At 68.8% G+C, this 24,015-nt stretch carries 26 protein-coding genes; 10 read left to right on the plus strand and 16 right to left on the minus strand.

Annotation, left to right across the window (positions count from 1 at the left end):
- Window positions 1-16: 16 nt before the first annotated feature.
- Complete coding sequence (locus VGR06_RS32920) at window positions 17-298, plus strand: hypothetical protein (RefSeq protein ID WP_327563084.1); 282 nt, start codon at window positions 17-19, stop codon at window positions 296-298.
- 52 nt (window positions 299-350) lie between these two features.
- On the opposite strand, the gene VGR06_RS32925 is transcribed toward VGR06_RS32920, so the two are convergent.
- The 4 genes from VGR06_RS32925 to VGR06_RS32940 are packed head-to-tail and all read right to left on the minus strand — an operon-like array spanning window position 351 to window position 4,836.
- Window positions 351-962, minus strand: a complete 612-nt coding sequence (locus VGR06_RS32925; RefSeq protein WP_327563085.1) for an ATP/GTP-binding protein — start codon at window positions 960-962, stop codon at window positions 351-353.
- The gene (locus VGR06_RS44115) at window positions 943-1,524 is read right to left on the minus strand and encodes a DUF742 domain-containing protein (RefSeq protein ID WP_414637386.1); all 582 of its coding nucleotides are present in this window, start codon (window positions 1,522-1,524) and stop codon (window positions 943-945) included. Before VGR06_RS44115 ends, VGR06_RS32925 begins: the two co-directional genes overlap by 20 nt.
- 25 nt (window positions 1,525-1,549) lie before the next feature.
- On the minus strand, window positions 1,550-1,975 hold the full coding sequence (locus VGR06_RS32935) for a roadblock/LC7 domain-containing protein (protein ID WP_327563086.1): 426 nt from the start codon (window positions 1,973-1,975) through the stop codon (window positions 1,550-1,552).
- The gene (locus tag VGR06_RS32940; RefSeq protein ID WP_327563087.1) at window positions 1,972-4,836 is read right to left on the minus strand and encodes a nitrate- and nitrite sensing domain-containing protein; all 2,865 of its coding nucleotides are present in this window, start codon (window positions 4,834-4,836) and stop codon (window positions 1,972-1,974) included. The genes VGR06_RS32935 and VGR06_RS32940 overlap by 4 nt, the downstream gene beginning before the upstream one ends.
- 719 nt (window positions 4,837-5,555) lie before the next feature.
- Here VGR06_RS32940 and VGR06_RS32945 point away from each other — a divergent pair.
- Genes VGR06_RS32945 through VGR06_RS32960 form a run of 4 tightly spaced genes read left to right on the plus strand, consistent with a single transcriptional unit; the run spans window position 5,556 to window position 8,973 of the window.
- Window positions 5,556-6,530 carry an ABC transporter substrate-binding protein gene (locus tag VGR06_RS32945; RefSeq protein WP_327563088.1) on the plus strand — a complete coding sequence of 325 codons (975 nt, stop codon included), beginning with the start codon at window positions 5,556-5,558 and terminating at the stop codon, window positions 6,528-6,530.
- A gap of 3 nt (window positions 6,531-6,533) precedes the next feature.
- Window positions 6,534-7,301: an ABC transporter permease gene (locus VGR06_RS32950; RefSeq protein WP_327563089.1), complete on the plus strand. Its 768-nt coding sequence runs from the start codon at window positions 6,534-6,536 to the stop codon at window positions 7,299-7,301.
- Window positions 7,247-8,110: an ABC transporter permease gene (locus VGR06_RS32955; RefSeq protein ID WP_414637387.1), complete on the plus strand. Its 864-nt coding sequence runs from the start codon at window positions 7,247-7,249 to the stop codon at window positions 8,108-8,110. The genes VGR06_RS32950 and VGR06_RS32955 overlap by 55 nt, the downstream gene beginning before the upstream one ends.
- A gap of 5 nt (window positions 8,111-8,115) precedes the next feature.
- The gene (locus VGR06_RS32960; RefSeq protein ID WP_327563091.1) at window positions 8,116-8,973 is read left to right on the plus strand and encodes an ABC transporter ATP-binding protein; all 858 of its coding nucleotides are present in this window, start codon (window positions 8,116-8,118) and stop codon (window positions 8,971-8,973) included.
- A 337-nt stretch (window positions 8,974-9,310) separates the two neighbouring features.
- On the opposite strand, the gene VGR06_RS32965 is transcribed toward VGR06_RS32960, so the two are convergent.
- The 4 genes from VGR06_RS32965 to VGR06_RS32980 form a co-directional block, all read right to left on the minus strand.
- The gene (locus tag VGR06_RS32965) at window positions 9,311-9,811 is read right to left on the minus strand and encodes a hypothetical protein (protein ID WP_327563092.1); all 501 of its coding nucleotides are present in this window, start codon (window positions 9,809-9,811) and stop codon (window positions 9,311-9,313) included.
- 276 nt (window positions 9,812-10,087) lie between these two features.
- Window positions 10,088-10,354 carry a hypothetical protein gene (locus tag VGR06_RS32970; protein ID WP_327563093.1) on the minus strand — a complete coding sequence of 89 codons (267 nt, stop codon included), beginning with the start codon at window positions 10,352-10,354 and terminating at the stop codon, window positions 10,088-10,090.
- Window positions 10,355-10,458: 104 nt separating this feature from the next.
- Window positions 10,459-12,045 carry a benzoylformate decarboxylase gene (gene mdlC / locus VGR06_RS32975; RefSeq protein WP_327563094.1) on the minus strand — a complete coding sequence of 529 codons (1,587 nt, stop codon included), beginning with the start codon at window positions 12,043-12,045 and terminating at the stop codon, window positions 10,459-10,461.
- A 23-nt stretch (window positions 12,046-12,068) separates the two neighbouring features.
- Window positions 12,069-12,611, minus strand: coding sequence for an LppU/SCO3897 family protein (locus tag VGR06_RS32980; RefSeq protein WP_327563095.1), 543 nt, complete (start codon window positions 12,609-12,611; stop codon window positions 12,069-12,071).
- A gap of 49 nt (window positions 12,612-12,660) precedes the next feature.
- Here VGR06_RS32980 and VGR06_RS32985 point away from each other — a divergent pair, with 49 nt between their 5' ends.
- The 3 genes from VGR06_RS32985 to VGR06_RS32995 are packed head-to-tail and all read left to right on the plus strand — an operon-like array spanning window position 12,661 to window position 15,432.
- On the plus strand, window positions 12,661-14,304 hold the full coding sequence (locus tag VGR06_RS32985; RefSeq protein WP_327563096.1) for a DNA repair helicase XPB: 1,644 nt from the start codon (window positions 12,661-12,663) through the stop codon (window positions 14,302-14,304).
- Between the two features lie 29 nt (window positions 14,305-14,333).
- Entirely contained in the window at window positions 14,334-15,209 is an 876-nt protein-coding gene (locus VGR06_RS32990) for a helix-turn-helix transcriptional regulator (RefSeq protein ID WP_327563097.1), read from the plus strand.
- Window positions 15,196-15,432, plus strand: coding sequence for a DUF397 domain-containing protein (locus VGR06_RS32995; RefSeq protein WP_327563098.1), 237 nt, complete (start codon window positions 15,196-15,198; stop codon window positions 15,430-15,432). Before VGR06_RS32990 ends, VGR06_RS32995 begins: the two co-directional genes overlap by 14 nt.
- On the opposite strand, the gene VGR06_RS33000 is transcribed toward VGR06_RS32995, so the two are convergent.
- The 8 genes from VGR06_RS33000 to VGR06_RS33035 are packed head-to-tail and all read right to left on the minus strand — an operon-like array spanning window position 15,433 to window position 22,155.
- Window positions 15,433-15,831 (minus strand): PIN domain-containing protein, encoded by a 399-nt coding sequence (locus tag VGR06_RS33000; RefSeq protein WP_327563099.1) that lies wholly within the window; start codon window positions 15,829-15,831, stop codon window positions 15,433-15,435.
- Complete coding sequence (locus VGR06_RS33005; RefSeq protein WP_327563100.1) at window positions 15,828-16,103, minus strand: hypothetical protein; 276 nt, start codon at window positions 16,101-16,103, stop codon at window positions 15,828-15,830. Before VGR06_RS33005 ends, VGR06_RS33000 begins: the two co-directional genes overlap by 4 nt.
- Before the next feature lie 47 nt (window positions 16,104-16,150).
- The gene (locus tag VGR06_RS33010; protein WP_327563101.1) at window positions 16,151-16,426 is read right to left on the minus strand and encodes a hypothetical protein; all 276 of its coding nucleotides are present in this window, start codon (window positions 16,424-16,426) and stop codon (window positions 16,151-16,153) included.
- Between the two features lie 28 nt (window positions 16,427-16,454).
- Window positions 16,455-17,600: a CapA family protein gene (locus VGR06_RS33015; protein ID WP_327563102.1), complete on the minus strand. Its 1,146-nt coding sequence runs from the start codon at window positions 17,598-17,600 to the stop codon at window positions 16,455-16,457.
- Between the two features lie 42 nt (window positions 17,601-17,642).
- On the minus strand, window positions 17,643-18,371 hold the full coding sequence (locus tag VGR06_RS33020; RefSeq protein WP_327563103.1) for an SRPBCC family protein: 729 nt from the start codon (window positions 18,369-18,371) through the stop codon (window positions 17,643-17,645).
- An 18-nt stretch (window positions 18,372-18,389) separates the two neighbouring features.
- Window positions 18,390-19,244, minus strand: coding sequence for a xanthine dehydrogenase family protein subunit M (locus tag VGR06_RS33025; protein ID WP_327563104.1), 855 nt, complete (start codon window positions 19,242-19,244; stop codon window positions 18,390-18,392).
- Window positions 19,241-21,631 carry a xanthine dehydrogenase family protein molybdopterin-binding subunit gene (locus VGR06_RS33030; protein ID WP_327563105.1) on the minus strand — a complete coding sequence of 797 codons (2,391 nt, stop codon included), beginning with the start codon at window positions 21,629-21,631 and terminating at the stop codon, window positions 19,241-19,243. Before VGR06_RS33030 ends, VGR06_RS33025 begins: the two co-directional genes overlap by 4 nt.
- Complete coding sequence (locus tag VGR06_RS33035) at window positions 21,631-22,155, minus strand: (2Fe-2S)-binding protein (RefSeq protein WP_327563106.1); 525 nt, start codon at window positions 22,153-22,155, stop codon at window positions 21,631-21,633. The genes VGR06_RS33030 and VGR06_RS33035 overlap by 1 nt, the downstream gene beginning before the upstream one ends.
- Before the next feature lie 196 nt (window positions 22,156-22,351).
- Here VGR06_RS33035 and rarD point away from each other — a divergent pair, with 196 nt between their 5' ends.
- Complete coding sequence (gene rarD / locus VGR06_RS33040; RefSeq protein WP_327563107.1) at window positions 22,352-23,293, plus strand: EamA family transporter RarD; 942 nt, start codon at window positions 22,352-22,354, stop codon at window positions 23,291-23,293.
- 239 nt (window positions 23,294-23,532) lie between these two features.
- On the plus strand, window positions 23,533-24,015 hold a 483-nt coding region (locus VGR06_RS33045), incomplete at its 3' end, for a type II toxin-antitoxin system RelE/ParE family toxin (protein WP_327563108.1).

Raw genomic sequence — 24,015 nt, forward strand, 5'->3', positions numbered from 1 at the left:
CGACGCACCGTGAGGTATGGCGGACGATCAGACACCCGAGGAGCAGCAGCCGGCGGCCGTGCGCCGGGATTTCCTCGACCGGGCCGACAGCATCGACGCATCGGTGCGCAACCTGCTCAGCAAGCTCGACCTCAGCCGCACCGACGACGAGCACGAGCGCATGATCGACGCGATCATGGGGGCCTGCCGCGCGGCCGACGCCTTACGCGCCTTCGCTCGGGAAGACCTCGACGCGGCCACCGAGGCGACGGCCGCCATGAGCTACTACGCCCGCCGCGCCCTCGGGGAAGCCGCCTGACCTGCGAACCACCGGGTTGTCCACAGGCCGGGATGGCGTGTGGACAACCACCTCAGACCGCGCGCGCCGACATCCGCTGGTGCATGGCGTGCTCGACCAGCGTGATCAGGGTTTCCTTGGTGGACTCGCGGTCGCGGGCGTCGCAGGTGACGACCGGGACCGTCTGCTCGATGGTCAACGCGTCGCGCACGTCGTCGACGCGGTGGTGCAGGACCCGGTCGAAGCAGTTGATCGCGATCACGTAGGGAAGCTGGCGGTCCTCGAAGAAGTCGATCGAGGCGAACGCGTCGGCTAAGCGCCGGGTGTCGACCAGCACCACCGCGCCGATCGCACCGCGCACCAGGTCGTCCCACATGAACCAGAACCGGTGCTGGCCGGGCGTGCCGAACAGGTACAGGATCAGGTCGCTGTCCAGGGACACGCGCCCGAAGTCCATGGCGACCGTGGTGGTGACCTTGTTGGGCGTGGCCGACAGGTCGTCGACGTCAACACTCGCCTCGGTCATCACGGCCTCGGTGGTCAGCGGAACGATCTCCGAGACCGAGCCGACGAAGGTCGTCTTGCCGACGCCGAACCCACCGGCGACCACGATCTTGGCCGAGGTCGTCGGCTGCGGTGCGGCGGCGCCGCGCGAGCTGAGGGGACTAGAGCCTGCGGAGACCACTGAGCACCCTTTCCATGAATTCGATAGACGGCCGGTCGCCCACGACCATGCCGCTCTGATGGATCAGGACGAGCCCCAAGCCAGCCATATCTCCGATCAACACTCTGGCGACGCCGAGCGGCAGCCGAAGATGAGCGGCCACCTCCGCGACGGACCTGGTGTCAAGGCACAGTCCACAAATGGAGCGATGCTCCGGCCGCACCGCCGCGTCCGGTGACCTGCCCCGCTCGCTGGTGGAGACCAGCGCCTCGATAGCAAGATCATAATCGGACCGGGTACGCCCGCCGGTCTTGGTGTACGGGCGCACCATCGAGCCGGCCTCGTGCCCGTCGCCGGGGTCGACGATCGGATGACCGTCGGTACCCGACATCAGCGACGGGATCTCCTTGCTGTCCCAGTCGGTCGGTGCGGGGATCCCCGGGTCGCCGTACAGGGTGGCGCTCGGGCCCCCGAACAGCCGCGCTCCCAAACCGCCCACATCGAACCGGTTCGGCGCGTCGCCGTGTTCGGGAAGGTCCTCCCAACCTCTCTCCGGCATTTCGGCTACCTTCCGCTCTGGCACGCCGACCACCCTGACGTGCAGAGGTTCACCTGCGCTGCGCTCCCTGCAACTGGGCACGCAGCTCCGGAGTCATCTGCTGGCCCACCCGCTCGACCAGCAACGTCATCTCGTAGGCCACCAGACCGATGTCGCAGTTCGGCGCGGCCAGCACCGCCAGGCACGAGCCGTCCGAGATCGACATCAGGAAGAGGTAGCCGCGGTCCATCTCGACCACGGTCTGGTTCACCCCGCCCGCTTCGAAACAGCGGGCCGCCCCCTGGGTGAGGCTGACCAGGCCGGACGACACGGCGGACAGCTGCTCGGCCCGGTCCCGAGGCAAGCCCTGGGAGCTGGCGAGCAGCAGACCGTCCGCCGAGACCACCACGGCATGTGCCACGCCGGGCACCTGTCGAACGAAATCAGTGATGAGCCACCCGAAACTCCCGGGCTGCGCTGACGTCGCGGTCGTCACTCCTGCTCCTCGCTTTGACGGCTCTCGTCTGAACCGGACTGGTCACCAGCGTAGGCGTCGATGAGGGCGTGCCGGCCACGCCGTACCCCCTGCTGGAAGCTGGACATGCGGCCGCGGACCGCCTCGGCCGAGCGCGGTGGGAGCGGCATGTGCACCGGCTCCTCCTCGGTGGCCTTCTCGTGCCGGGGCGCGGCGGACCCGGGCACCAGGTGCGCCTTGGGCACGCGTTTCGGCAGGCCGGCCGTGGTCAACGCGTCTTCCTCGGTGCTCTCCAGGAGAGCGCGGGCGGCCTGCCAGCCCTCGTCTCCCGGGGACACCCATGGAGTCGGTTCCGGAACCTCCAACGCTTCCTCCCCCGGCTGCTCGGCACCCTCGCCGTTCTTGGCCGCGGCCTCCGTGACCCGCTTCTGCGCTCCGGTGGTGTCGTTGGCCTCGAACCATTGCGACAACACGGCCTCGTAGATCGGCAGCCGCTCGGTGGGAGCGTCCACGTTGAGGGCTGCCTCGGGGTTGGCGCCCCGGACCGGCAGTGGCGGCGCGACCTCGGTGTGCTGCTCGGCATTCGGTTCCGGCGCGGCGAGTGGATTGCCGAACAGCGCCGTGGCCGAGTCGTCGTGCTGGCCGTTGCGCACCCCCGCGTCGGGGACCGCCTCGGCCGGCTTGCTGGTCCAGCCGCCGCTGTCGGCCCCGGTCCCGTTGGCGGTACCGATCCCGCCCTGCGGGACGTAGGCCGGGGAGTACGGCGGGTACGCGGCGACCTCCTGGGCCGGCCGGTCCACCTGGGACTCGCCGACCAGGCCGCCGTCCGGACGCAGCCGCGGCATGCCGCCGGTGAACGCCGCGGCGATGCCGCCCCGGGTCACCGAGCTCGGCGGGCCGGCCGCGAGCAGGCTGGAGGTGGTGGCGATCTCGCCGGTGAGCGCGGCCGGCGAGGTCACCGACGTGGTGCCCGAGGACGGCGCGACCAGCTCGGCCGGCACGTTGATCCGGGCGATCAGGCCGCCCTCGATGTCCTCGTTGTCGCGCAGCCGCACCATGATGCCGTGCCGCTTGGCCAGCCGGGCGACCACGTAGAGGCCCATCCGGCGGGTCACCGCCACGTCCAGGTCCGGCGGGTCGGCCAGGCGCTGGTTGGCCGCCTCGATCTCGTCCTCCGACATGCCCACGCCGGAGTCGGTGATCTGGATGGCCAGCTCCTTCTTTCGGGTCACCGCCATCCGGACGATCACCTTCTTGTCCGGCTCGGAGAAGAAGGTGGCGTTGTCCAGCAGCTCGGCGATGAGGTGCACCAGGTCGGAGACCGCCCGGCCCTGCACCGTGACCTCGGGCGCCGAGACGACCTCGATCCGGGCGTAGTGCTCGACCTCGGAGACCGCGGCGCCGACCACCTCGGAGGCCGGCACCGGCCGGGACAGCTGCCGGGACAGGCCACTGCCGGAGAGCACCAGCAGGCTTTCCGAGTTGCGCCGCATCCGGGTGGCCAGGTGGTCCAGCTCGAACAGGCTGGCCAGCTGGTCGGGGTCCTGCTCGTCCTGCTCCAGCCGGTCGATCAGGGCCAGCTGCCGCTCGACCAGCGCCTGGCTGCGCCGGGACAGGTTGACGAAGATCGAGTTGATGTTGTCCCGCAGCATGGCCTGCTCGGTGGCCATCTTGATCGCCTGGTCGTGCACTGCGTCGAAGGAGCGGGCCAGCTGCCCGGTTTCCTCGCGTGTGAACACCGGCACCGGGTCGATGGCCGTCTTGGACGCCGCCACCGGGTCCGGGTCGGCCAGGATCCGCTGCACGGTGGCCGGCAGCCGGCGGTTCGCCACGTCCAGCGCGTCGCGCCGGAGCACCCGCAGCGGCTTGAGCAGCGACCGGGTCACGATGATCATCAGCAGCAGCGCGAGGGCCAGCGCGGCCAGCACGATGCCGGCGTTGCGGAACGCCGAGCGGGTGGCCGCGGCGGCCTGGGCGTCGGCGTCGCTGCGCAGCCGGTCGAGCAGGCTGGTCTCCACCGTGCGCATCCGCTCGACCGTGGCGAAGCCGTCGTTGGTGATCTGCTGGCGCTGCTGGTCGGTGAAGTTCAGCGGCTGGCCGTTGTCGGCCTTGCTGAACGCGGTCAGCTTGAGCCGCTCCCGGTTGTCGACCTGGGTGCCGCTGACCACGTCGGAGAACAGCTGCTGCTGCGCCGACGTCGCGTTGGCGTTGAAGCCGAACAGCTGGGCCTGCGCGCCGGCCTGTGCGGCCCGGGCCTGGTTGAGCAGTTCCCCGGGGAAGCCGTTGCGCGGCGTGGAGACGGCGATCTGCAGGATCGCGTTCTCCCGGCCGACGAACTCCTTGGCCTCGGACAGCGCCTGGATCACCGCGCCCTGCCGGAGCAACTCCCGGTCGGTGCCCGCGGTGTTCACCTCACGCCCGAGCTGGACCAGCGAGTCCAGGATCCCGGAGTAGGCGTTGAACAGCGCGATGTCCGGCAGCGAGCTGCGGTCCGCGGCGTCGCGCACCGCGGCCAGCGCGCTCAGCCGCTGCAGACCGCGGTTGTAGCGCTGCTGGGTGGCGGCGTCGTCGGTCTCCAGCTGGCCGGCGGCCGTCCGGGCCACGGCGACCGCCGCGTCCACCCGGCCGATCTGGGCGTCCAGCTCGCCGCGCGGTCCACCGCGGTCGTTGGCCACCCGGGCCACCGAGAGCGTGCGCTCCTTCTGCAGCTCCTGGATGACGCTGGTGATGTTGCCGGCGAACTCGACCTGGTTGACCGTGTGCCGGAAGTCGGCGGCCCGGTCCAGGTCGGCCTTCACCCGCAGGCCACCGAGCGCGAGCGCGGTAAGCGTCGGGACGAACAGAACGGCGATCAGCTTCGTACGAAGTCGCCAGTTACGCATGCGCCACGGCGATCCGCCCTTGACCGCTCGCCGTGCGGCGAGGGCTCGGGCTCTCTCACTCGCGGCGGCGTCACGGTCACGATCGGACACGTCAGCACCACCCGGTAAAGGGCCTATCCCGGGGCCAGGTTGACCCCCGGCGGTGTGGTCGGGCACTGCCAGCACTCTCCCTGTTTCTTCAGCCAGTAGCCCTGATCCCTGAGGTCAGCGTCTATGCAGAACCCCAGTGAAGACCCATCACTTGCGCCCACCCTCACCGCTTCGATGAACCCTCAACCTCACTTCGGCAACCGAAGGTAGCGGAGTCTACGCCACGATGTAAGCCTCTTGGGTGGATGGTCACGCATGTGGAACACCGGATCACACTCAGACAACGATCGAGCGATACCAAAACTTGACAAACCGGTATCAACCCGACATGGCTGAAACTCTTTGTAGTTGTTGCTAACGGAACGTTGTTTCTGCATCGCTGGCACCCGCGTCAGTAAACAAGCAGCGGTGCCGCAGACGGTCTAGACCACGCGATCGGGTGATGTCAACCGTCAAAATACGTAGTTCCGGGCACTGATTGTGACGCGATGGACACTGTCGCTACGGTGTTGCGCGGTTGTCCATACCATCCACCGGACACCTCACCCACGAGGAGAGGCTTCATGCCCCGACGCACTACCTCTTTAAGACGCTCCATACTCCCCCGGCTCGGCATCCCCGCCCTGGCCATGGCCCTGTTCGCCTCGCTGACCGGCTGCGGTCTGCTGGGTGGCGACGACAACGCCCCGGCCACGAACAGCTCCTCGGGCGGCCTGGAGAAGCCGAACATCAAGATCTCGGTGATGACCACGACCGACCTGGCCCCGTTCTGGCTGGCGGTCAAGGCCGGCTACTTCAAGGAGGCCGGCTTCACGTTCGACCCGGCCAAGGACATCTTCACCGCGAAGAGCGGTGGTGAGTCCGTCTCCAAGCTGACGGCCAAGGACGTGGACATCGCGTACTCCAGCTACACCCCGTTCTTCGTGGCGAAGAGCAAGGGCGCGGCCGACATCAAGCTGGTGTCCGACGCCTCCTCCGCCGGCCCCGGCGCGACGATGGTCCTGGCCATGCCGAACGGCACGGTCAAGAACATCAACGACATGAAGGGCAAGCGTGTCGCGGTCACGGCCCGCAACACCATCTCCGACCTGCTCGTCATGTCCACGCTCAAGACCAACGGGGTGGACTGGCAGTCCATCCAGTGGGTCGAGACGCCGTTCCCGGCCACCGGCGAGGCGCTGTCCAAGGGACAGGTCGACGCGGCGTTCCTGACCGAGCCGTTCCTGACCCAGGCGCAGAAGCAGTACGGCGCCGTCCCGGTGTTCGACACCGCCGTCGGTCCGACCGCGAACATGCCGACCGCGGGCTTCGGCGCCAATGCCGACTTCGTCAAGAACTACCCGAAGACGCTGGCCGCGTGGCAGAAGGTCATGCAGCGGGCGACCGACGAGGCGAAGGCCGACCGCAGCAAGGTCGAGGGCCTGCTGCAGGAGTTCGCCAAGATCGACGCGGCGACCGCGAAGCTGTCCACGCTGCTGGCGTTCTCGTCCTCGCTCGACGCCACCCGGATTCAGCGGGTGCCCGACCTGATGCTCGAGTTCGGCGTGATCAAGGAGAAGATCGATGCGGCGTCGATGATCGCCAAGTCCGCGAGCACCGGATAGGCATTGCGACCACTCATCAGAAACCTGATCGGACTGGGGGGCTTCTTCGCCATCTGGGAAGTGGCCCCCAGGTCCGGTCTGGTCTCGTCGCTGTCCATTCCGCCGGCGAGCACCGTGCTCCGCCGGCTGGTCGAGATCCTCGGCACCGAGTCGTTCATCCGGGACATCATCGCCACCGTGCTCGCCTGGCTGATCGCGCTGATCATCGCGATCGCGATCGCCGTGCCGGCGGGGTTGCTGCTGGGCAGCATTCCCGGCCTGCGGGTGGCCACCCGGGCGATCGTGGAGCTGCTGCGGCCGATCCCCTCGGTGGCGCTGATCCCCGCGGCCATCGTGATGATCGGCAGCGGGCCGGAAACGAAGATCACCCTCGCGGTGTACGCGTCGGTGTGGCCGATCCTGTTCAACACGATCTACGCGCTGGACGAGATCGACCCGCTGCTGGTGGACACCGCCCGCTCGTTCGGCACCCGCCGGACCCGGATCATGTCCTCGGTGGCGCTGCCGCACGCCGCGCCGTTCATCTTCACCGGCATCCGGCTCTCCGCGGCCATCGCGCTGATCGTGGTGATCAGCGTGGAGTACATCGCCGGGGCGGTGCGCGGGATCGGGAAGTTCTCCCTCGAGGCCTATGACGGCGGTGGCCGGATGGACCTGGTGCTCGCCGCGACGGTGGTCGCCGGGGTCATCGGCTACCTGATCAACGAAAGCCTCGAATGGCTCGGCCGGCGCTGGTTCCGGTGGAGCACGGTGGTCGGAGCGGACCGGTGAACCGCCAGCTGGCCTCCGTGGTGCAGCGCTGGATCGCGCTCATCTGCCTGCTCGGCGTATGGGAGCTGGCCGCGCGGTCGGCGCACGACGTGCACTTCCCGCCACCGACCAAGATCGCTGCGCAGGGCTTCGAGCTGTGGTTCACCGGCCCGGCCTCGCAGCTGTTCCTCACCAAGACGTGGTTCGACGACATCGGGCCGAGCCTGGCCCGGGCGCTCGGCGGGTGGCTGCTCGCCGCCGTGATCGGCATCGTGCTGGGCACCGCGCTCGGCCGGTCCCGCACCGGCATGGACTACGTCGGGCCGATCTTCGCGTTCATCCGCACGATCCCCCCGGTGACGCTGATCCCGGTGTTCCTGGTGCTGTTCGGCATCTACACCGAGATGAAGCTGGCCACGATCATCTTCGGCACGGTGTGGCCGATCCTGCTCAACACCGTGGACGGCGTGCGCTCGGTGGACCCGTTGCAGGCCGACACCGCCCGGTCGTTCCGCACCCCGCGGCACCGCTGGATCGTGTTCGTGGTGCTGCCGGCCGCGCTGCCGAAAATCTTCGCCGGGTTGCGGTTGAGCCTTTCCATCGCGCTGCTGCTCATGGTTGTCTCGGAGCTGGTGGGGCGCACCAGCGGAATCGGCTACCAGCTGATCTTCGCGCAGCGCCAGTTCGACTTTACGATCATGTGGGCGTGGATCGTGCTGCTGGGCATCCTGGGTTACGCACTCAACGCGTTGCTGCTCATGGTCGAGCGCCGCGTACTGGGCTGGCAACCGAGCCGGCACACCGAACGTTCCCTCGCAGTGGGAGGATGACAGACATGCCGACCATGCTGGCGGTGAGCGGGCTCGTGCACCGCTACGGCGGCGGCCCGACCGCGCACACCGCGGTGAACGAGCTGTCGTTCACCGTCGAGGCCGGGCAGCTCGCCTGCATCGTGGGACCGTCCGGTTGCGGCAAATCCACCCTGCTGCGCTGCATCGCCGGCCTGATCACCCCGTCCGGCGGGGAGATCCGCCTGCACGGCGACCTCGTGTCGGGCGTCCCCGCCGACCTCGCCGTCGTCTTCCAGGACTACAGCCGGTCCCTGTTCCCCTGGCTCTCGGTCCGCCGCAACGTCGAGTTTCCCTTGCGTGGCCGGGTTTCCCGCCGTTCCGCGCGCCGCGCCCGAGCCGAGGAGGCACTCTCCTGGGTGGGCCTGGCCGACGTCGGCGGCAAGTACCCCTGGCAGCTCTCCGGCGGCATGCAGCAACGCGTCTCCATCGCCCGCGCCCTCGCCTGCCAACCCGCCCTGCTGCTGATGGACGAGCCCTTCGCCTCCGTCGACGCCCAGACCCGCGCCGAGCTCGAGGACCTGCTCCTGCGCGTCCGCCGCGAGCAAGGCTCCACGGTGTTGCTGGTCACCCACGACATCGACGAAAGCGTCTACCTCGGCGACCGCGTGCTGGTCCTGTCCCGCTCCCCCGCCACCATCGTCGCCGACCTCCCGGTCGACCTCCCCCCCGACCGCGACCAGATCACCACCCGCGGCTCCTCGACGTTCGTCGACCTCCGCACCGAGATCGCCCGCCTGCTGCACCACTCCCCGGACGGGACGCCGGCGCCGACCACCGACCGGTTCCTGGCGGCCGAGCGCGCGGAGGCGGCCCGGCAGGCCCGGGTCACCACCCGTCAGTAGCGCGGTTCGGGGTCCGGGTCGACCTTGATGTGCACGAGGGTCGGACGGTCGTCGGCGAGGGCTTTGGTCAGGGCGGGGCCGCACGTCATGGGCGTGCTCGACGAGGTGGATGGCGCAGCCCATGCCGGCGACCACCGTGCGGTCTGGGCGGCCTAGGGCGAGGCGACGGCCGGCCAGGCGTGAACCGCGGGCGCCGCTCGCAGTAGGGAGCACGCCGCTCCCAGCGGCAGGTCCTCCCGGCGCCACCCGCTGACACGACCGGCGGCGGAACGCGCCGAAGTCAGCGAATCAACCGTTAGCGCAGCGGCGGTGGTTAGACGTGTCACACGAGCGGTGACTACCCAATTACCGGACCTGGATTCGGGCGTGGCACAACGAATATCTCCGCCCAGTGATCGCGAGTATCGCCATCTATCTTCACCCGCCACGCGTATTGTTCGCCCATCGCCAAGGGGAGGCCCAACGTAAAATTCAGCACGAACTGCTTACGCGAACGAAGGGCATCGCGGGGCATCAGCACACCTCGTATGGGTGGCGGCTCGTCAAAGGTTACGGCCTGCGCGACCCGCATGAGCTGCGGTTCCGTAGTCGGCCCAGGTACAGAGACCACGTTTCCCGAGGAGTCTTCCAACACAATCTCCACCGAACAATCTGAGCGATAGAGTGCGGGCGGAAGACTTATTATGACAACGAGGGCGAACGGAGTTGTCGCACCAGTTTGGGTCAGCCCAAGTACTGACACGCCTCCGCCGATGATGTTCAGTTTTTCTACTGAATCAGCCGCCGCATAATCGGCAATGAGGATTGATACTACTGCCGCCTCGGAGACTTCGCTCATACGCGAGACGGTACCGCAGCGGAGTGTGCATGGAGGACTCCAGGCCCCCACCACGCCATACGGCCCGCAGAGGAGACCACTGCACTAGACCCATGTACAGACATGGTGTAGAGCGCTCGAGTCCCAGGCTGAAAATATCCGGTGATGGCGTTGAGGCTGTCACCCGTGACCAGTGCTGCGGGCTCGGAAGCCTCCAACATCTGGTCAAACTCATCCGACGTGACGTCGAACTCGTCGAACTCGTCTGGGTCCTTCATGACACCATGATGCTTCATGTCAGTTCGTCGCGACAAGGGCCGTTCGGAGGCGCCAGGTACCGTCCGTGACATCGACCGGCTGCAAGATCACCTTTAGTTTGCGTCCCGCCCTCGTCTCCCCGACGACCAGCAATCGCTTGCCGTGAAGCTCGTGGTGATGCCAACCAGCCTGGATGTAGCGATGGCAAGCCTCTCGCACCTCGTCAGGGGTGATCCCGTGCTTCGACTGCAGCTTCCCAGCCATCGCGGCGCTGATCTCGATGTATCCGATGTAGAACCGCGCCACGTCGACAGCATCCCAGACCGGCCATTGCAGATGAGTCGCCGGTGCACTACCGGTCCTCCGCAGGGGCGGAGAAGGGTACCGGGCCGCGGAGGCAGCCCGAGAGCTCAGTAGAGCGGTTCGGGGTCCGGGTCGACTTTGATGTGCACCAGGGTCGGGCGGTCGTCGGCGAGGGCCTTGGTCAGGGCGGGGCGCACGTCGTGGGCGTGCTCGACGAGGTGGGTGGCGCAGCCCATGCCGGCGGCGAGCGCGACGAAGTCGATGCCGCCGAGGTCGACGCCGGGGACCTTGGCGCCGCCGTCGTTCTCGGCCAGGATGCGGACCGCGGCGTACTGGGTGTTGTCGAGGATGACGAAGGTGACCGGGACCCGGTGCTGCACGGCCGTCCAGAGCGCTTGGATGCTGTACATCGCCGAGCCGTCGCCGAGGAGCGCCACCACCGTGCGGTCCGGGCGGCCGAGGGCGGCGCCGATGGCCGCCGGCAGGGCGTAGCCGAGGGTGCCGCTGGCGGTGGCGAGCAGGCCCGTGCCCCGCGCGCGGACCGGCAGGTGGGCCCGGCGCACCATGATGTGGCTGGGGATCTCCTCGACCAGGATCGCGTCCTCCGGCAACACCTCGGCGAGCTCGGCGCACACGTAGCTGGCCGGGATCGGGGCGCGCTCCGGCGGGCGCGGCGGGCGGGCCAGCGGCGACGGCCTTTCCCGCTCGGCCAGCGGAATGGCCTCGGTGAGCGCCCGCACCGCACCGCGCACGGTCGCCCGGATCCCGGTCCCGGCCTGGGCCCGCGCCAGCAGCTGCTCGTCCTCGCTGATCTGGTACAGCGGCGGCAGCGGCACCGTCGCGGCGCCGCGGAACACGTGGTAAGTGAACACCGGCGCGCCGAGCACCAGGACCAGGTCGTAGCCGGCGAGGAGCTCGGCCGTGCCGCGCTCCTCCGGCGGCAGGAAACCTTGGAACAGCGGGTGATCCTCGGGGAAGGAGGAGCGCCAGGACATCGGGCTGGCCCACACGCCGGCCCGGCTCTTCTCCGCCAGCGCCACCACGTCGGGCACCGCGCCGTCGCCGTCCACCCCCGGCCCGACCACGATCGCCGGCCTGCCGCTGTTCGCCAGCGCCGCGGCGAGCTCCGCCAGCGCGCCGGGATCCGCGGCGTAGCCGGCGATCCGCGGCCGCGGCGGCACCGGTTCGGCCTCGGCGTCCCAGTCGTCGGCCGGCACCGAGACGAACACCGGGCCGTACGGCGGCTGGGTCGCCACGTGGTAAGCGCGGGCGATCGCGGCCGGCACGTCGGCCGCCCGGGCCGGCTCGCAGCTCCACTTCACGTAGGGGCGGGGGAACAGCGCCGCGTCCTCGGCGGCGAGGAACGCCTCCCCCGGCTGGAGCAGGGAGCGCACCTGCTGGCCGGCCAGCACGATCATCGGGGTGCGCTGCCGGTAGGCGGTGAACACGTGCCCGAGAGCGTGCCCGACGCCACCGGCCGAGTGCAGGCTGACCAGCACCGGAACCCCGGCCGCCTGCGCGTAGCCGTCGGCCATGGCCACCACCACCGACTCCTGCAGGCCGAGTATGTAACGAAAGTCACTCGGCCAGTCCCGCAGAAAACCGATCTCGGTGGTGCCCGGATTACCGAACACCGTGGTCAGACCGTACTGGCGGAGTAGCTCGCGGGTGACATCACGTACCGTGGCGCTCACCTCACCGAAGCTACCGGAGATCGTTATGTGACCGCGATCCGGCAGATCGTGGTGGGCGGCTCGGCGTAGGTCAGCGGGTAGGCGCGCGGGTCGGTGGCCGCCTCGATGCCGCACTCGTCCGGGTCGACCTTGCCGTTGATCACCTTCACGACCTTGAAGTCGGCCGACGCGCAGTCCGCCCGGGTGTGCCGCTGGTCGTGCTCGGTGAAGCAGTCGCCCTCGCTCGCGTTCAGCATCAGGCAGAGCTTGAGGCTGCCGCGCCCGCGCTGGGCGTACTCGACGTAGTTGCCGTCCGGGCAGACGCCGGTGTCGCTGCTCAGCCGCTTGCCGATCTTGTAGGCCGCTTCGGTTGTGCCACAGCCGATCCGCTCGACCTCGGCGTCCGTCGCGGTGGCCCGGTTGACCTGGATGCAGTCGCCTTCGCCGGCGCGGACCGGCTCGTTGCGGGTGAGGTACAGCCAGGCCGCGACGACGCCGGCGACCACCGCCACGCCCGCACCGAGGACCACCAGCCGGCGTCCGGTGTGCCGTGGCCGCAGGTGCTGGCCACGGTAGCCCTGGTTCATCGCGCCCTCGCCACGTTGGTAGCCCGCGGGTCAATGGGAGACTGGCAACGTGACCGATGGCCCGTTGATCGTGCAGTCCGACAAGACGCTACTACTCGAGGTCGACCATCCGCGGTCGGCCGACGCCCGCGTGGCGATCGCGCCGTTCGCGGAACTCGAGCGGGCGCCGGAGCACGTGCACACCTACCGGATCACCCCGCTGGCGCTGTGGAACGCGCGCGCCGCCGGTCACGACGCGGAGCAGGTCGTCGACGCGTTGTCCCGGTTCTCCCGCTACCCGGTGCCGCAGCCGCTGCTGATCGACGTGGTGGACACGATGGGCCGGTACGGCCGGTTGACGCTGGTCAACCACCCCGCGCACGGGTTGGTGATGGCCACTGTGGACCGTGCGGTGCTGGAGGAGGTGCGGCGGCACAGGAAGATCGCCCCCATGCTCGGCGCCCGCATCGACGACGACACCGTCATCGTGCACCCCAGCGAGCGCGGCCGGCTCAAGCAGCTGCTGCTGAAGGTCGGCTGGCCGGCCGAGGACCTGGCCGGCTACGTGGACGGCGAGTACCACGCGATCTCCTTGCGCGAGAACGGCTGGCACCTGCGCGACTACCAGCGCCAGGCGGCCGAGGCGTTCTGGGCCGGCGGCTCCGGCGTGATCGTCCTCCCCTGCGGCGCCGGCAAGACCCTGGTCGGCGCCGCCGCGATGGCCCAGGCCCAGGCCACCACGCTGATCCTGGTGACGAACACCGTGGCCGGACACCAGTGGCGGCGGGAGCTGCTGGCCCGCACCTCGCTGACCGAAGAGGAGATCGGCGAGTACTCCGGCGAGCGCAAGGAGATCCGCCCGATCACCATCGCCACCTACCAGGTGATGACCCGCAAGTCCAAAGGCGAGTACCGCCACCTCGAGCTGTTCGACTCCCGCGACTGGGGCCTGGTCGTCTACGACGAGGTGCATTTGTTGCCCGCGCCCGTGTTCCGGATGACCGCCGACCTCCAGTCCCGCCGCCGCCTTGGTTTGACGGCCACCCTGGTCCGCGAAGACGGCCGCGAAGGCGATGTCTTCTCGTTGATCGGCCCCAAACGCTACGACGTGCCGTGGCGCGACATCGAGAACCAGGGCTGGATCGCGCCCGCCCTCTGCACCGAGGTCCGCGTCACCCTGACCGACAGCGAGCGCCTCACCTACGCCACCGCCGAATCCGACGTGAAATACCGCCTCTGCTCCACCGTCGCCACCAAACTCCCTGTGGTACAACGAATCCTCGACCGCCACCCCGACGAACCCACCCTGGTGATCGGCGCCTACCTCGACCAGTTGGAGGAACTGGGTGCCTTGCTGGACGTCCCGATCATCCAGGGCTCCACCCGCGTCGCGGAAAGGGAAAGGCTCTTCGACGCCTTCCGCCGCGGCGAACAACGGGTCCTCGTCGTGTCCAAAGTGGCCAACTTCTCCATCGACCTCCCCGAAGCGTCGGTCGCCGTCCAGGTATCCGGCACCTTCGGCTCCCGCCAGGAAGAAGCCCAACGACTGGGCAGGTTGTTGCGCCCCAAAGCCGACGGCCGCCAAGCCCACTTCTACTCGGTGGTGTCGCGCGACACCCTCGACACCGACTACGCCGCCCACCGCCAACGCTTCCTCGCCGAGCAGGGCTACTCGTACACGATCGTGGATGCCGACGATCTGTTGACTGCGTGACGCCAGGACAACCCTTACTTTCCCGTCTCGTGAAGGACCACGAGACGACAGCCCGCAGCCGCGAACTCGGCATCGAACTCCGCCGCGCCCGCGAACAGATCGGTTACACCGGAGGCCAACTGGCCCGGAAGCTGGGTTGGTCGGGCAGCCGGATATCCCGCCTGGAAGGCGGAACCCGCGGCGCCTCCGCGGTAGATGTCGCGACATTCCTGGGCTTCTGCCAGGTCTCCGGCCCCGAGCGGGATCGACTCATGGCCCTGTGCCGGGAGGTCTACTCCTCCACTTGGCTCCGCCCCCACGGCGGCGCTCTACCGGATGAGCTGTTCACCCTGATCCTCCACGAAACCACCGCAAGCCGAATCATCAGCTATGAGCCACACGTCATACCAGGACTGCTGCAGACCGAGGACTACACCCGAGCGCTGTTCCGGTGGGGGCCGTTCATCAACGAAGACGGGATCGAGCCGCTAGTGCAGGCAAGGCTGAACCGGCAGGACCTCCGCCGCCGGCAGGAACATGGCGAACTCATCTTCTTCATCCCAGAACACGTACTCCGCTCTCCGGTCGGCAATAACCGGATCATGAACGAGCAGTTGCTGCGCATGGCGCTGATTTCCGGACGCACCCGATACTTGATCCGGGTAGTGCTCGCCTCAGCGGGGCCTGTCGGCGCGCTGGGTGGCCCGTTCTGCTTGATGGAGTACGCCGATCACCGGCCGGTGGCGTACGTCGAAACCCCAACCTCGAGCCTGTTTCTCGAGGAGCCGCGCGAAGTTCAAGCCTACCGCACGACCTTGGGTCAACTGGCCAGGATTGCCCTGGATGAGGGACAATCCAGGGAGTTTATTGCCCGCTTGGCAAGCGACTACGACCCTCCGGAGGAGAACAGCGATGGGCTCGACTGAGTCAAGCTGCACACCTTGGCGCAAAAGCAGCTTCAGCGGCGCCAGCACGGGAAACTGCGTAGAAGTAGCGTGGCGCAAGAGCAGCTTCAGCGGCGCCACCGCGCACGGCGACTGCGTCGAGGTCGCCGTCACCGTCGAAGCCGTCGCCGTCCGTGACTCCAAGAACCCCGACGGCCCCCACCTCGAGTTCCCCCACCCCCACTGGCACCAGTTCCTCAAGTAGCTATACGGGTACCAGCTCCAACTCAGCATTGGCAGCGTGGGCCAGCTTGTTGAGGTCGTCCGCATCGCTGGTGAAGACGAGCGCTCCCAGGGGTAATGCCGTCACCACAACGATCGCATCCACCACGTCCGATGTGCGGCTGGCGCACAGCAGCACACCAGCGGCCTTCGCCACCTCCTCGTCGGTTGGCGTGATCGTGCAACCGTCGAGCAACCTCGAAAGCCGCGCCTGCTTAGCCCCGTTGCGCCACGCCTGAGCGACAACCGGCGCTGGCACCAGAATGGTGGTCCTCGCCAGGAGCGCCTGATCATGGAGGGTGCGCAGGCGTCGATCACCACGCTCCGCCGCCACGAGTGCGCCGGCGTCATAGACGATCGGCGGAAAGGGACCTGCGCTCACGCGGCCGTACCTCGCCTCTTCGATGACTTGGCACGCGCACCCGCAGCGGCCTTTTCCAGTTCGGCGCGCGCCGCCGCACGCTCTTCTTCGGTCAACGGGCCATCTTCGAGCTCCCACTCACGCATCGCGGCCAACCCCTTCCGGATGCGGATCTCGTGATCGACCACCTTGGCGAGCCACGTCGACAGCGGCATGCCCATTTCCTTCGCGAACGCCCGCACCTGCGCGAGGTGATCCTCGGGCAAGGTGATCGTGATCTTCTTCGTCGCCACGCTACCACCATACTCCAGTATGGCGACCGCCGAGTGGTTCCCAGCGGTCATTCGGCCGTTTCCTGGTCAGCTCGGAGCTGAGCATCCGCCGCCGCGATCTGAGCATCCGCCCAGGCGAGCTCTTCTTCGGTGAACGGGCCGTTCTCGGCTTCCCATTCGCGCATCGCGGCCAGGCCAACGAGGTTGCACAGCTTGTGCTCCACCATCCTCCTGACCCACGCCGACGTCGTCATACCCGCGTCCTTGGCGAACTGCCGTACGTACGGGAGGTGGTCCTCGCGCAGTCTGATCTTGATCGTTTTGACGGGCACGAGGCCGACCATACTCTGGTATGGCGGCCAGAGCCCACCTTCATTCACCTGGACGTGTGAGGCCGTGGTCGGCGGCGGCGCGGCTGCGGACGGCTTTGTCGATGCGGGTAAGGGCCTGGGTCTTGCGGGGGGCGGGGATGGTGGTGTTGGTGGTGAGGTCGAGGAGGCGGAGGGGTGGGCCGAGGTCGACCAGGGTGGGGATGTATTCGGCTTTGTCGGCGTGCCAGCCGTCGTTTGTTCTGGTGAAGCGGAAGCGGGCGATGATGCCTTCTTCGGTGGTGCCGCGGGGTTGGTCGTGGCGAGCTATTTGGTTGCCGAGGCCGTAGAAGACCCATTTGCCGTTGATCTGTTCGATGGGTTGGACGGTGTGGGCGTGGTGGCCGACGATGAGGTCGATGGCGGGGTCGTTGAGTAGCTGTTTGGCGATGCGGAGTTGGTCGGGGGTGGGTTCGGTGCGGTCCTCGATGCCCCAGTGGAGGCTGGCGACGACGACTTCGGCGCCGGCTTTCCGGGCGGCGCGGGCGGCGGCGAGGACGCGGGCCGGGTCGAGGATGTTGGCGAGCCAGGGGGAGCCGGCGGGGGTGCTGGTGCCCTGGTTGAGGCCGAAGGTGTAGGAGATCTGGGCGACCTTGATGCCGTGGACGTCGAGGATGAGCGGGGTGGCGGCCTCGGCCGCGGAGCGTGCGGAGCCGGTGTGCTTGATACCCGCGGCGTCCAGCGTGTCGAGAGTGGTCGCGACGCCCTTGGGGCCCTGGTCGAGGGTGTGGTTGGAGGCGGTCGAGCAGGTGTCGTAGCCGAGGCCCGCCAACCCGGTGGCGATCTCCGGGGGAACCGAGAACTGGGGGTAGCCCCGGAACGGGCCGGCGGCCGGGGCGATCGGGGTTTCTAGGTGGCAGATGGCGAGGTCGGCCTGCTCGATCACGGGTTTGACGCCGGCGAGCAGGGCCGAGTAGTCGCGGCGGCCCTTGCCGTCGGCGGTGGCCTGCTCGGTGAGGGCCGGGTGGATGAGCACGTCGCCGGCGGCGACCACGGTGAAGGACCGGGTACTGGGGGCGAGTGGGGCGGCGGCGACGGACTGGCCGCGCGGGACAGGCGGGATCGGCTCGGGGGCGGCGCCTACGGTGCCCGTGGCGCAGCCGGCGAGCAGCGCGCAGCACAGAAGCAGGGTTGTCCCGGTCTGCCGCACGTTGACCCCATGTGGCTGGGCGGCGTTGTCCCGGGACGAACCCTAGCGGGAACGCCGCCGCAGGGCCACGACGACGAGCACCACGAACAGCAGGACGAGCAGCGGGGCGGCGCGCTTCACGACCGACGGTCCGGCGACGGACAGCAGGTCGATCGGCTCGGGCTCCGGCGGTGCCACCGGGGCCAGCTTGGGGCCCGCCGGCTTGGCGTTCCCCGGCGGGTTGCCGCTCGGCTCGTCGGCGGGTTTGCCGTTCGACGCGGTGGATTCATCCGATGACTCGACGACGGACAGCTTCGGCGGTTCGGGCTCCGAGGCGGGCTCCTCGGGCTCCGGGGCGAGCTTGCTGGCCAGCGACGTGGCGAAGCTGTCCAGGATCTTGCCGCTGACCTCGGAGATCATCCCGCGGCCGAACTGCGCCGGCTTGCCGGTGACGGACAGGTCGGTGTGCACCTCGCCGGTGGTCGACCCGCCGTCCGGGCGCAGCGTCACGGTGACCGTGGCCGCGGCCGTGCCGTTGCCCCGGGAGTCCTTTCCGGACGCTTTGATCACCACCCGGCGGGCCGCCTCGTCGGTTTCCAGGAACTCCCCGGATCCCTTGTACAGCAACGAGATCGGGCCCATCTTGACCTTCACCGTGCCGCTGAACGACTGCCCTTCGACCTCGGTCAGGGTGGCGCCCGGCATGCAGGGCGCCACCCGTTCCGGATCGAGCACGGCCTGCCACACGGTCTCGACGTCGGCCGGCACCGTGAACGTGTGCTCGAGTTGCACTCGGTTTCCTCTCCAGAATCAGACGCCGGCCGCCGCCATCGCCGCGCGCCCGGTGAGCACCTTGGCCAGGTGCGACCGGAACTCCGCGTCGGCGTTGCCGTCCGACGGCGGGCTGGTGCCCTCCGCCGCGCGCTCGGCCGCGGCGCGGATCGAGTCGGCCGACGCCGGCTGGCCGACCAGCGCCTCCTCCACGCCGCGGGCCCGCACCGGGACCGACGCCATGTTGGTCAGCCCGACCCGTGCCTCGGCGATCGTGCCACCCTCGGTCCGCATGGCGACCGCCACGCCGACCATCGACCACGCCTGGGCCACCCTGTTGAACTTCTCGTAATGCGCGCTCCACCCGGTGTACTTCGGCACCCGCACCTCGACCAGGATCTCGCCCGGCCGCATCGCGGTGGTGAAGAAGTCCACGAAGAACTCCGACGCCGGAACCTTGCGCCGGCCGTCCATTCCGGACAGCACCAGCTCGGCGTCCAGCGCCAGCGCCGGGGCGAGCAGGTCGCCCGCCGGGTCGGCGTGCGCCAGCGAACCGCCGAACGTGCCGCGGTGGCGGACCTGCGGGTCGGCCACCGTGTCCGTGGTGAGCGCCAGCAGCAGCGCGTGCTCCCGCACCAGGGCGTCGCGCTGCACCTCGTAGTGCGTGGTCATGGAGCCGATCACGATCGAGCTCCCCTCCTCACGCACCCCGCGCAGCTCCGGGATCCGGCTCAGGTCAACGAGTTTCGACGGCGCGGCCAGCCGCATCCGCAGCACCGGCAGCAGGCTCTGCCCGCCGGCGATCACCTTGCCGTCCTCGCCGGCCTCGGCCAGCGAGCGCACCGCATCGTCCACCGTGGTCGGTGCGACGTAGTCGAATGCCGCGGGGATCACTGCGCACCTCCGGAGCGGATCGCCGACCACACCCGCATCGGCGAGCATGGCATCTCGATGTCGTTGACCCCCATGTGCCGCACGGCATCCACGATAGCGTTGACCACCGCCGGGGTGGACGCGATCGTGCCGGCCTCGCCGACTCCCTTGACGCCCAAGGGGTTCGACGTCGCCGGCGTCTCGGTGCGGTCGGTGGTGAACGACGGCAGGTCGGCCGCCGACGGCAGCAGGTAGTCGGCGAACGTGCCGGTGGTGAGCTGGCCCGACTCGTCGTGCACGGCCTCCTCGAACAGCGCCTGCGCGATGCCCTGGGCGAGGCCGCCGTGCACCTGGCCCTCCACGATCAGCGGGTTGACCACCACGCCCACGTCGTCGACGCAGACGTAGGAGCGCAACCGGACCCGGCCGGTCTCGGTGTCCACTTCGGCCGCACACAGGTGCGTGCCGTGCGGGAACGAGAAGTTGTCCGGGTCGAACGTGGCCTGCGAGTCCAGGTTGGGCTCGCTGCCTTCCGGGTAGTTGTGCGCGAAGAACGTGGCCAGCGCGATCTCCTGGATGGACATCGACTTGTCCGTGCCCTTCACGGTGAACGCGCCGGGCGACCAGTCCAGGTCGTCCTCGGAGCACTCCATCAGGTGCGCGGCGATCCGGCGGGCCTTGGTGACCACCTTCTCGGCGGCCTTGACGATCGCGATGCCGCCGATGGCCAGCGACCGGGAGCCGTAGGTGTCCAGGCCCTTGTGCGACGACTGCGTGTCACCGTGGATCACCTCGACGTCCTCGAACGGGACGCCGAGCTGGTCGGCCACGATCTGGCTCCACGCGGTCACGTGTCCCTGGCCGTGCGGCGAGGTTCCGGTGACCACTTCGACCTTTCCGGTGGGCAGCATGCGGATCGACGCGTGCTCCCAACCGCCGGCGCCGAAGTTCAGCGCGCCGAGCACCCGGGACGGCGCGATCCCGCACATCTCGGTGAACGTGGAGATCCCGATGCCGAGCTGCACCGGGTCGCCCGACTCCCGCCGCTGCTTCTGCTCGGCCCGCAGCGCGTCGTACCCGAAGAGCTCCATGGCCTTCGCGGTCGCCGCCTCGTAGTTGCCCGAGTCGTAGATCAGCCCGCACACCGTGGTGAACGGGAACTCCTCGTGCTTGATCCAGTTCTTCTCCCGGATCTCCAACGGGTCCATGCCGAGCTCGACGGCCAGCTCGTCCATGATCCGCTCGACGGCGAACGTGGCCTCGGGCCGACCGGCGCCGCGGTAGGCGTCGGTGAGCGTCTTGTTGGTGAACACGTTGGTGCAGGCGAAGTGGTACGCCGGGAACTTGTAGATCGCGTTGTACATGAACGCGCCCAGCAGCGGCACGCCCGGCGTGACCAACCCGAGGTAGGCGCCCATGTCGGCGAGCAACTCCACCTTGAGCCCGGTGACCGTGCCGTCCCGGCGGGCGCTGATCGTGATGTCCTGGATCTGGTCGCGGCCGTGGTGCGCGGTGACCATGCACTCCGACCGGCTCTCGGTCCACTTGACCGGCCGGCCGAGCTTCTGCGCCACCAGGATCGTGGCCGCCTCCTCGGGCAGCAGGCCGCTGATCTTGCCGCCGAACCCGCCGCCGACGTCCGGCGCGATCACCCGCAGCTTGTGCTCCGGCAGCCCGAGGGTGAGCGCGGTCATGGTCTTGACGATGTGCGGCACCTGGGTGGACGACCAGATCGTCAGCTGCGCCGCGGTCGGATCGACCACGGTGGACCGTGGCTCCATGAAAGCCGGGATCAGCCGCTGCTGGCGGAACCGGCGCTTGACCACGATCCCGTCGTCGGACGACTCCGCCTCGGAGATGGCCTGCTCGATGCTGGCGCCGGTGCCGGCCTCACCGGAGTCGAAGATCCACAGGGCGTTGCGGTTCGTCTCGAGCTCCGGGTGGACCAGCGGGGCGCCCTCGGCGAGCGCGGCCTCCATGTCCAGCACCACCGGCAGCTCGTCGTAGTCGATGTCGATGGCTTCCAGCGCGTCGTGCGCCACGTAGTTGTCCCGGGCGACGACGATGGCCACGCCTTCACCGGCGAAATGCACCGTGTCCGCGGCCAGCACCGGCCGGCGCGGGTGCTTCATGTCCGGCGTGACCGGCCACCCGACCGGCAGGTTGATCACGCCTTCGGGGTCCAGGTCGGTGGCCGTGTACACCGCCACCACACCCGGCATCTCCTTGGCCCGGGACGTGTCGATCTTGGTGATCTTCGCGTGCGCCAGCGGGCTGCGCAGGATCGCCATGTGCAGCATGCCGGGCAGCGTGATGTTGTCCGTCCACCTGGTACGGCCGGTGATCAGTCGCGCGTCTTCCTTGCGCTTGCGGGCCTTGCCGACCTCGGGCTCGATCGTCGCGGTCATCACGCACCGCCCCCGGCCACCACGGTCCGCTCCGACACCTGCTCGGCTTCGGGGCCGGCGCCGGGTCGCATGTGGTGCGCGGCGTCGCGCACCGCGCGCACGATGTTCTGGTAACCGGTGCAGCGGCAGAGGTTGCCCTCCAAGCCCGCGCGCACCGCCGCCTCGTCCGGGTCGGGATCGTCGGCCAGCAGGTCGATCGCCTGCATGATCATGCCGGGGGTGCAGAACCCGCACTGCAGGGCGTGGTTGTCGTGGAAAGCCTGCTGGACGGGGTGCAGCGCCCCGTCGCGGGCCAGCCCCTCGATCGTGGTGACCTCGCTGCCGTCGGCCTGGACCGCGAGCACCGAGCAGGACTTCACGCTGTGCCCGTCCAGATGGACGGTACAGGCGCCGCAGTTGCTGGTATCGCAACCGACGACCGTGCCGACCTTGCCGAGCCGGTCACGCAGATAGTGCACAAGCAGCATCCGAGGTTCGACGTCGTCGGTGTACTGGGTGCCGTCAACGGTCACAGTGATGCGCATGGGGCCTCCAACGGAACATGAGACGGCCCGAGCCGGCATGCGTGGCAGGGGGTGTCGCTCGGGGATGGGTGGGCACGGCGGCGCAGCGGGTGCGCGCGGCGTCGCGATGTCGCAGTGAGCGGACTCACATGGCGAGCCTGCCCCTGAGCGGCCGCTCGGACAAGTCCCAGTGTGGATCGAGCCTATGATCGATTGGGTGACGTCCCGGACACTGGCGAGACAGACGTCCGATGTCTACCCCGAATATCGTCAGGGTGTCCTGCTGGGGATCACGTCGTACGGGATCTGGGGCCTGTTCCCGCTGTACTGGCCGTTGCTCAAGCCGGCAGGCGCGCTCGAGATCCTGGCGCACCGGATGGTGTGGTCGCTGGTGTTCGTGCTCGCCCTGCTCTGGGTGGCCCGGCGGCGCAGCGGCACGGCCTGGTCCGATCTTCGGACGATCCTGCGTGACCGCCGCCGGCTCGGGCTGCTGGCCGGCGCGGCGGTGCTGATCACGATCAACTGGGGGGCCTACATCTACGGCGTCAACACCGGGCACGTGGTGGAGACCGCCCTGGGTTACTTCATCGGGCCGCTGGTGTCCGTCGTGGTCGGCGTGGTCGCGCTGGGTGAGCGGCTGCGCGGCTGGCAGTGGACCGCGGTGGGCCTTGGCACGGTCGCGGTCGTGGTGCTGGCCATCGGTTACGGTCGGCCGCCGTGGATCGCGCTGACGCTGGCGTTCGCGTTCGGGATCTACGGGCTGCTGAAGAAGCTGGCAGCGACCGGCGCGGTGGAGTCGATGGCCGTGGAGACCGGGCTGACCGCGGTGCCCGCGCTGATCTACCTGGGGGTGCTGGAGGGTTCCGGTGCCGGCACCTTCGCCGGTCACGGCGTGGGGCACGCGCTGCTGCTGGCCGGCGGCGGGGTGGTGACGGCGCTGCCGCTGCTGACGTTCGCCGGCTCGGCGACCCGGATCCCGCTGACCATGATCGGACTGCTGCAGTACATCGCGCCGGTGATCCAGTTCCTGCTGGGCGTGCTGGTGATCGGTGAGCACATGCCGGTGGAGCGGTGGATCGGCTTCGCCCTGGTGTGGTCCGGACTGGTCATGCTGAGCTGGGACGGCCTGCGCAGGAGGTCCCTTGATCGCCGTGCTTGACGCGCCGTCGAACCTCGGGCTGCGGCCGCCGGCGCCGGTGTGGTGCGCGGCTGGCCGACCGGGTGGCCCGGCACGTGTCGGACGGCCTGAAGCCTCCGGTTCCAATTGGTGGATAACTGCCCTCTCTGTGGATAACTGCCACTTCCAGTGATCAATTAACGACGCCTCGTCGGCAGGTCGTGCTGCACTCCGGCCCGACTCGGTCGCCCGGCCGAGAGGACTGGAGTTGCGGTTATAACATGGATGTTATACCGTGGGGCGAGGTCGAACTCGAACCCGAAGTGAAGTCATGGATCGGCTCGCTGAACCAGCATGACCGAGAAATCGCGGAGTTCTACATCAACCTGCTTGCCGAGCAAGGAGTTCTGCTGGGTGAGCCGTATACCCGCCAGCTCGACGGCAAGCTTCGTGAGCTGCGGTTCAACCTGAATCGGGAGGCCATGCGGATCTCCTACTGGACTGCATCCGGTAGACGGATCATTCTGCTGACGGTTTTCCGCAAGCAACGGATGCGGGAACGGGCCGAGATGGCTCGGGCACGCCGCGCAATGCAGTTGTGTATCCGCGACGGACACACTCCGCAGGGCCGTTTCAAGATCGTTTTGAGTAGCGGCTCAAGCGGCGGTACCAGGGCTGATGGCGTGCCGGTGGTGCTGGAACCCCCGCAGCAACCGAGTGTCCACTGTGGAGTGAGTGCGACGAAAGCGTCCTTCCTCACGCTC

It is taken from the genome of Actinophytocola sp. (assembly GCF_036002505.1).
In the GTDB taxonomy this organism is placed as follows: Bacteria; Actinomycetota; Actinomycetes; order Mycobacteriales; family Pseudonocardiaceae; genus DASYTH01.

Excerpts from the sequence above, each read along its gene's own strand:
- VGR06_RS32965 (WP_327563092.1), bottom strand. The coding sequence starts at position 9,811 with ATGAGCGAAGTCTCCGAGGCGGCAGTAGTATCAATCCTCATTGCCGAT.
- VGR06_RS33035 (WP_327563106.1), bottom strand. The coding sequence starts at position 22,155 with ATGCGCATCACTGTGACCGTTGACGGCACCCAGTACACCGACGACGTC.
- VGR06_RS32960 (WP_327563091.1), top strand. The coding sequence starts at position 8,116 with ATGCCGACCATGCTGGCGGTGAGCGGGCTCGTGCACCGCTACGGCGGC.
- VGR06_RS32955 (WP_414637387.1), top strand. The coding sequence starts at position 7,247 with ATGGCTCGGCCGGCGCTGGTTCCGGTGGAGCACGGTGGTCGGAGCGGA.
- VGR06_RS32945 (WP_327563088.1), top strand. The coding sequence starts at position 5,556 with ATGGCCCTGTTCGCCTCGCTGACCGGCTGCGGTCTGCTGGGTGGCGAC.
- VGR06_RS32940 (WP_327563087.1), bottom strand. The coding sequence starts at position 4,836 with ATGCGTAACTGGCGACTTCGTACGAAGCTGATCGCCGTTCTGTTCGTC.
- VGR06_RS33030 (WP_327563105.1), bottom strand. The coding sequence starts at position 21,631 with ATGACCGCGACGATCGAGCCCGAGGTCGGCAAGGCCCGCAAGCGCAAG.
- VGR06_RS32920 (WP_327563084.1), top strand. The coding sequence starts at position 17 with ATGGCGGACGATCAGACACCCGAGGAGCAGCAGCCGGCGGCCGTGCGC.
- VGR06_RS33010 (WP_327563101.1), bottom strand. The coding sequence starts at position 16,426 with ATGGTCGGCCTCGTGCCCGTCAAAACGATCAAGATCAGACTGCGCGAG.
- VGR06_RS32980 (WP_327563095.1), bottom strand. The coding sequence starts at position 12,611 with ATGAACCAGGGCTACCGTGGCCAGCACCTGCGGCCACGGCACACCGGA.
- VGR06_RS32995 (WP_327563098.1), top strand. The coding sequence starts at position 15,196 with ATGGGCTCGACTGAGTCAAGCTGCACACCTTGGCGCAAAAGCAGCTTC.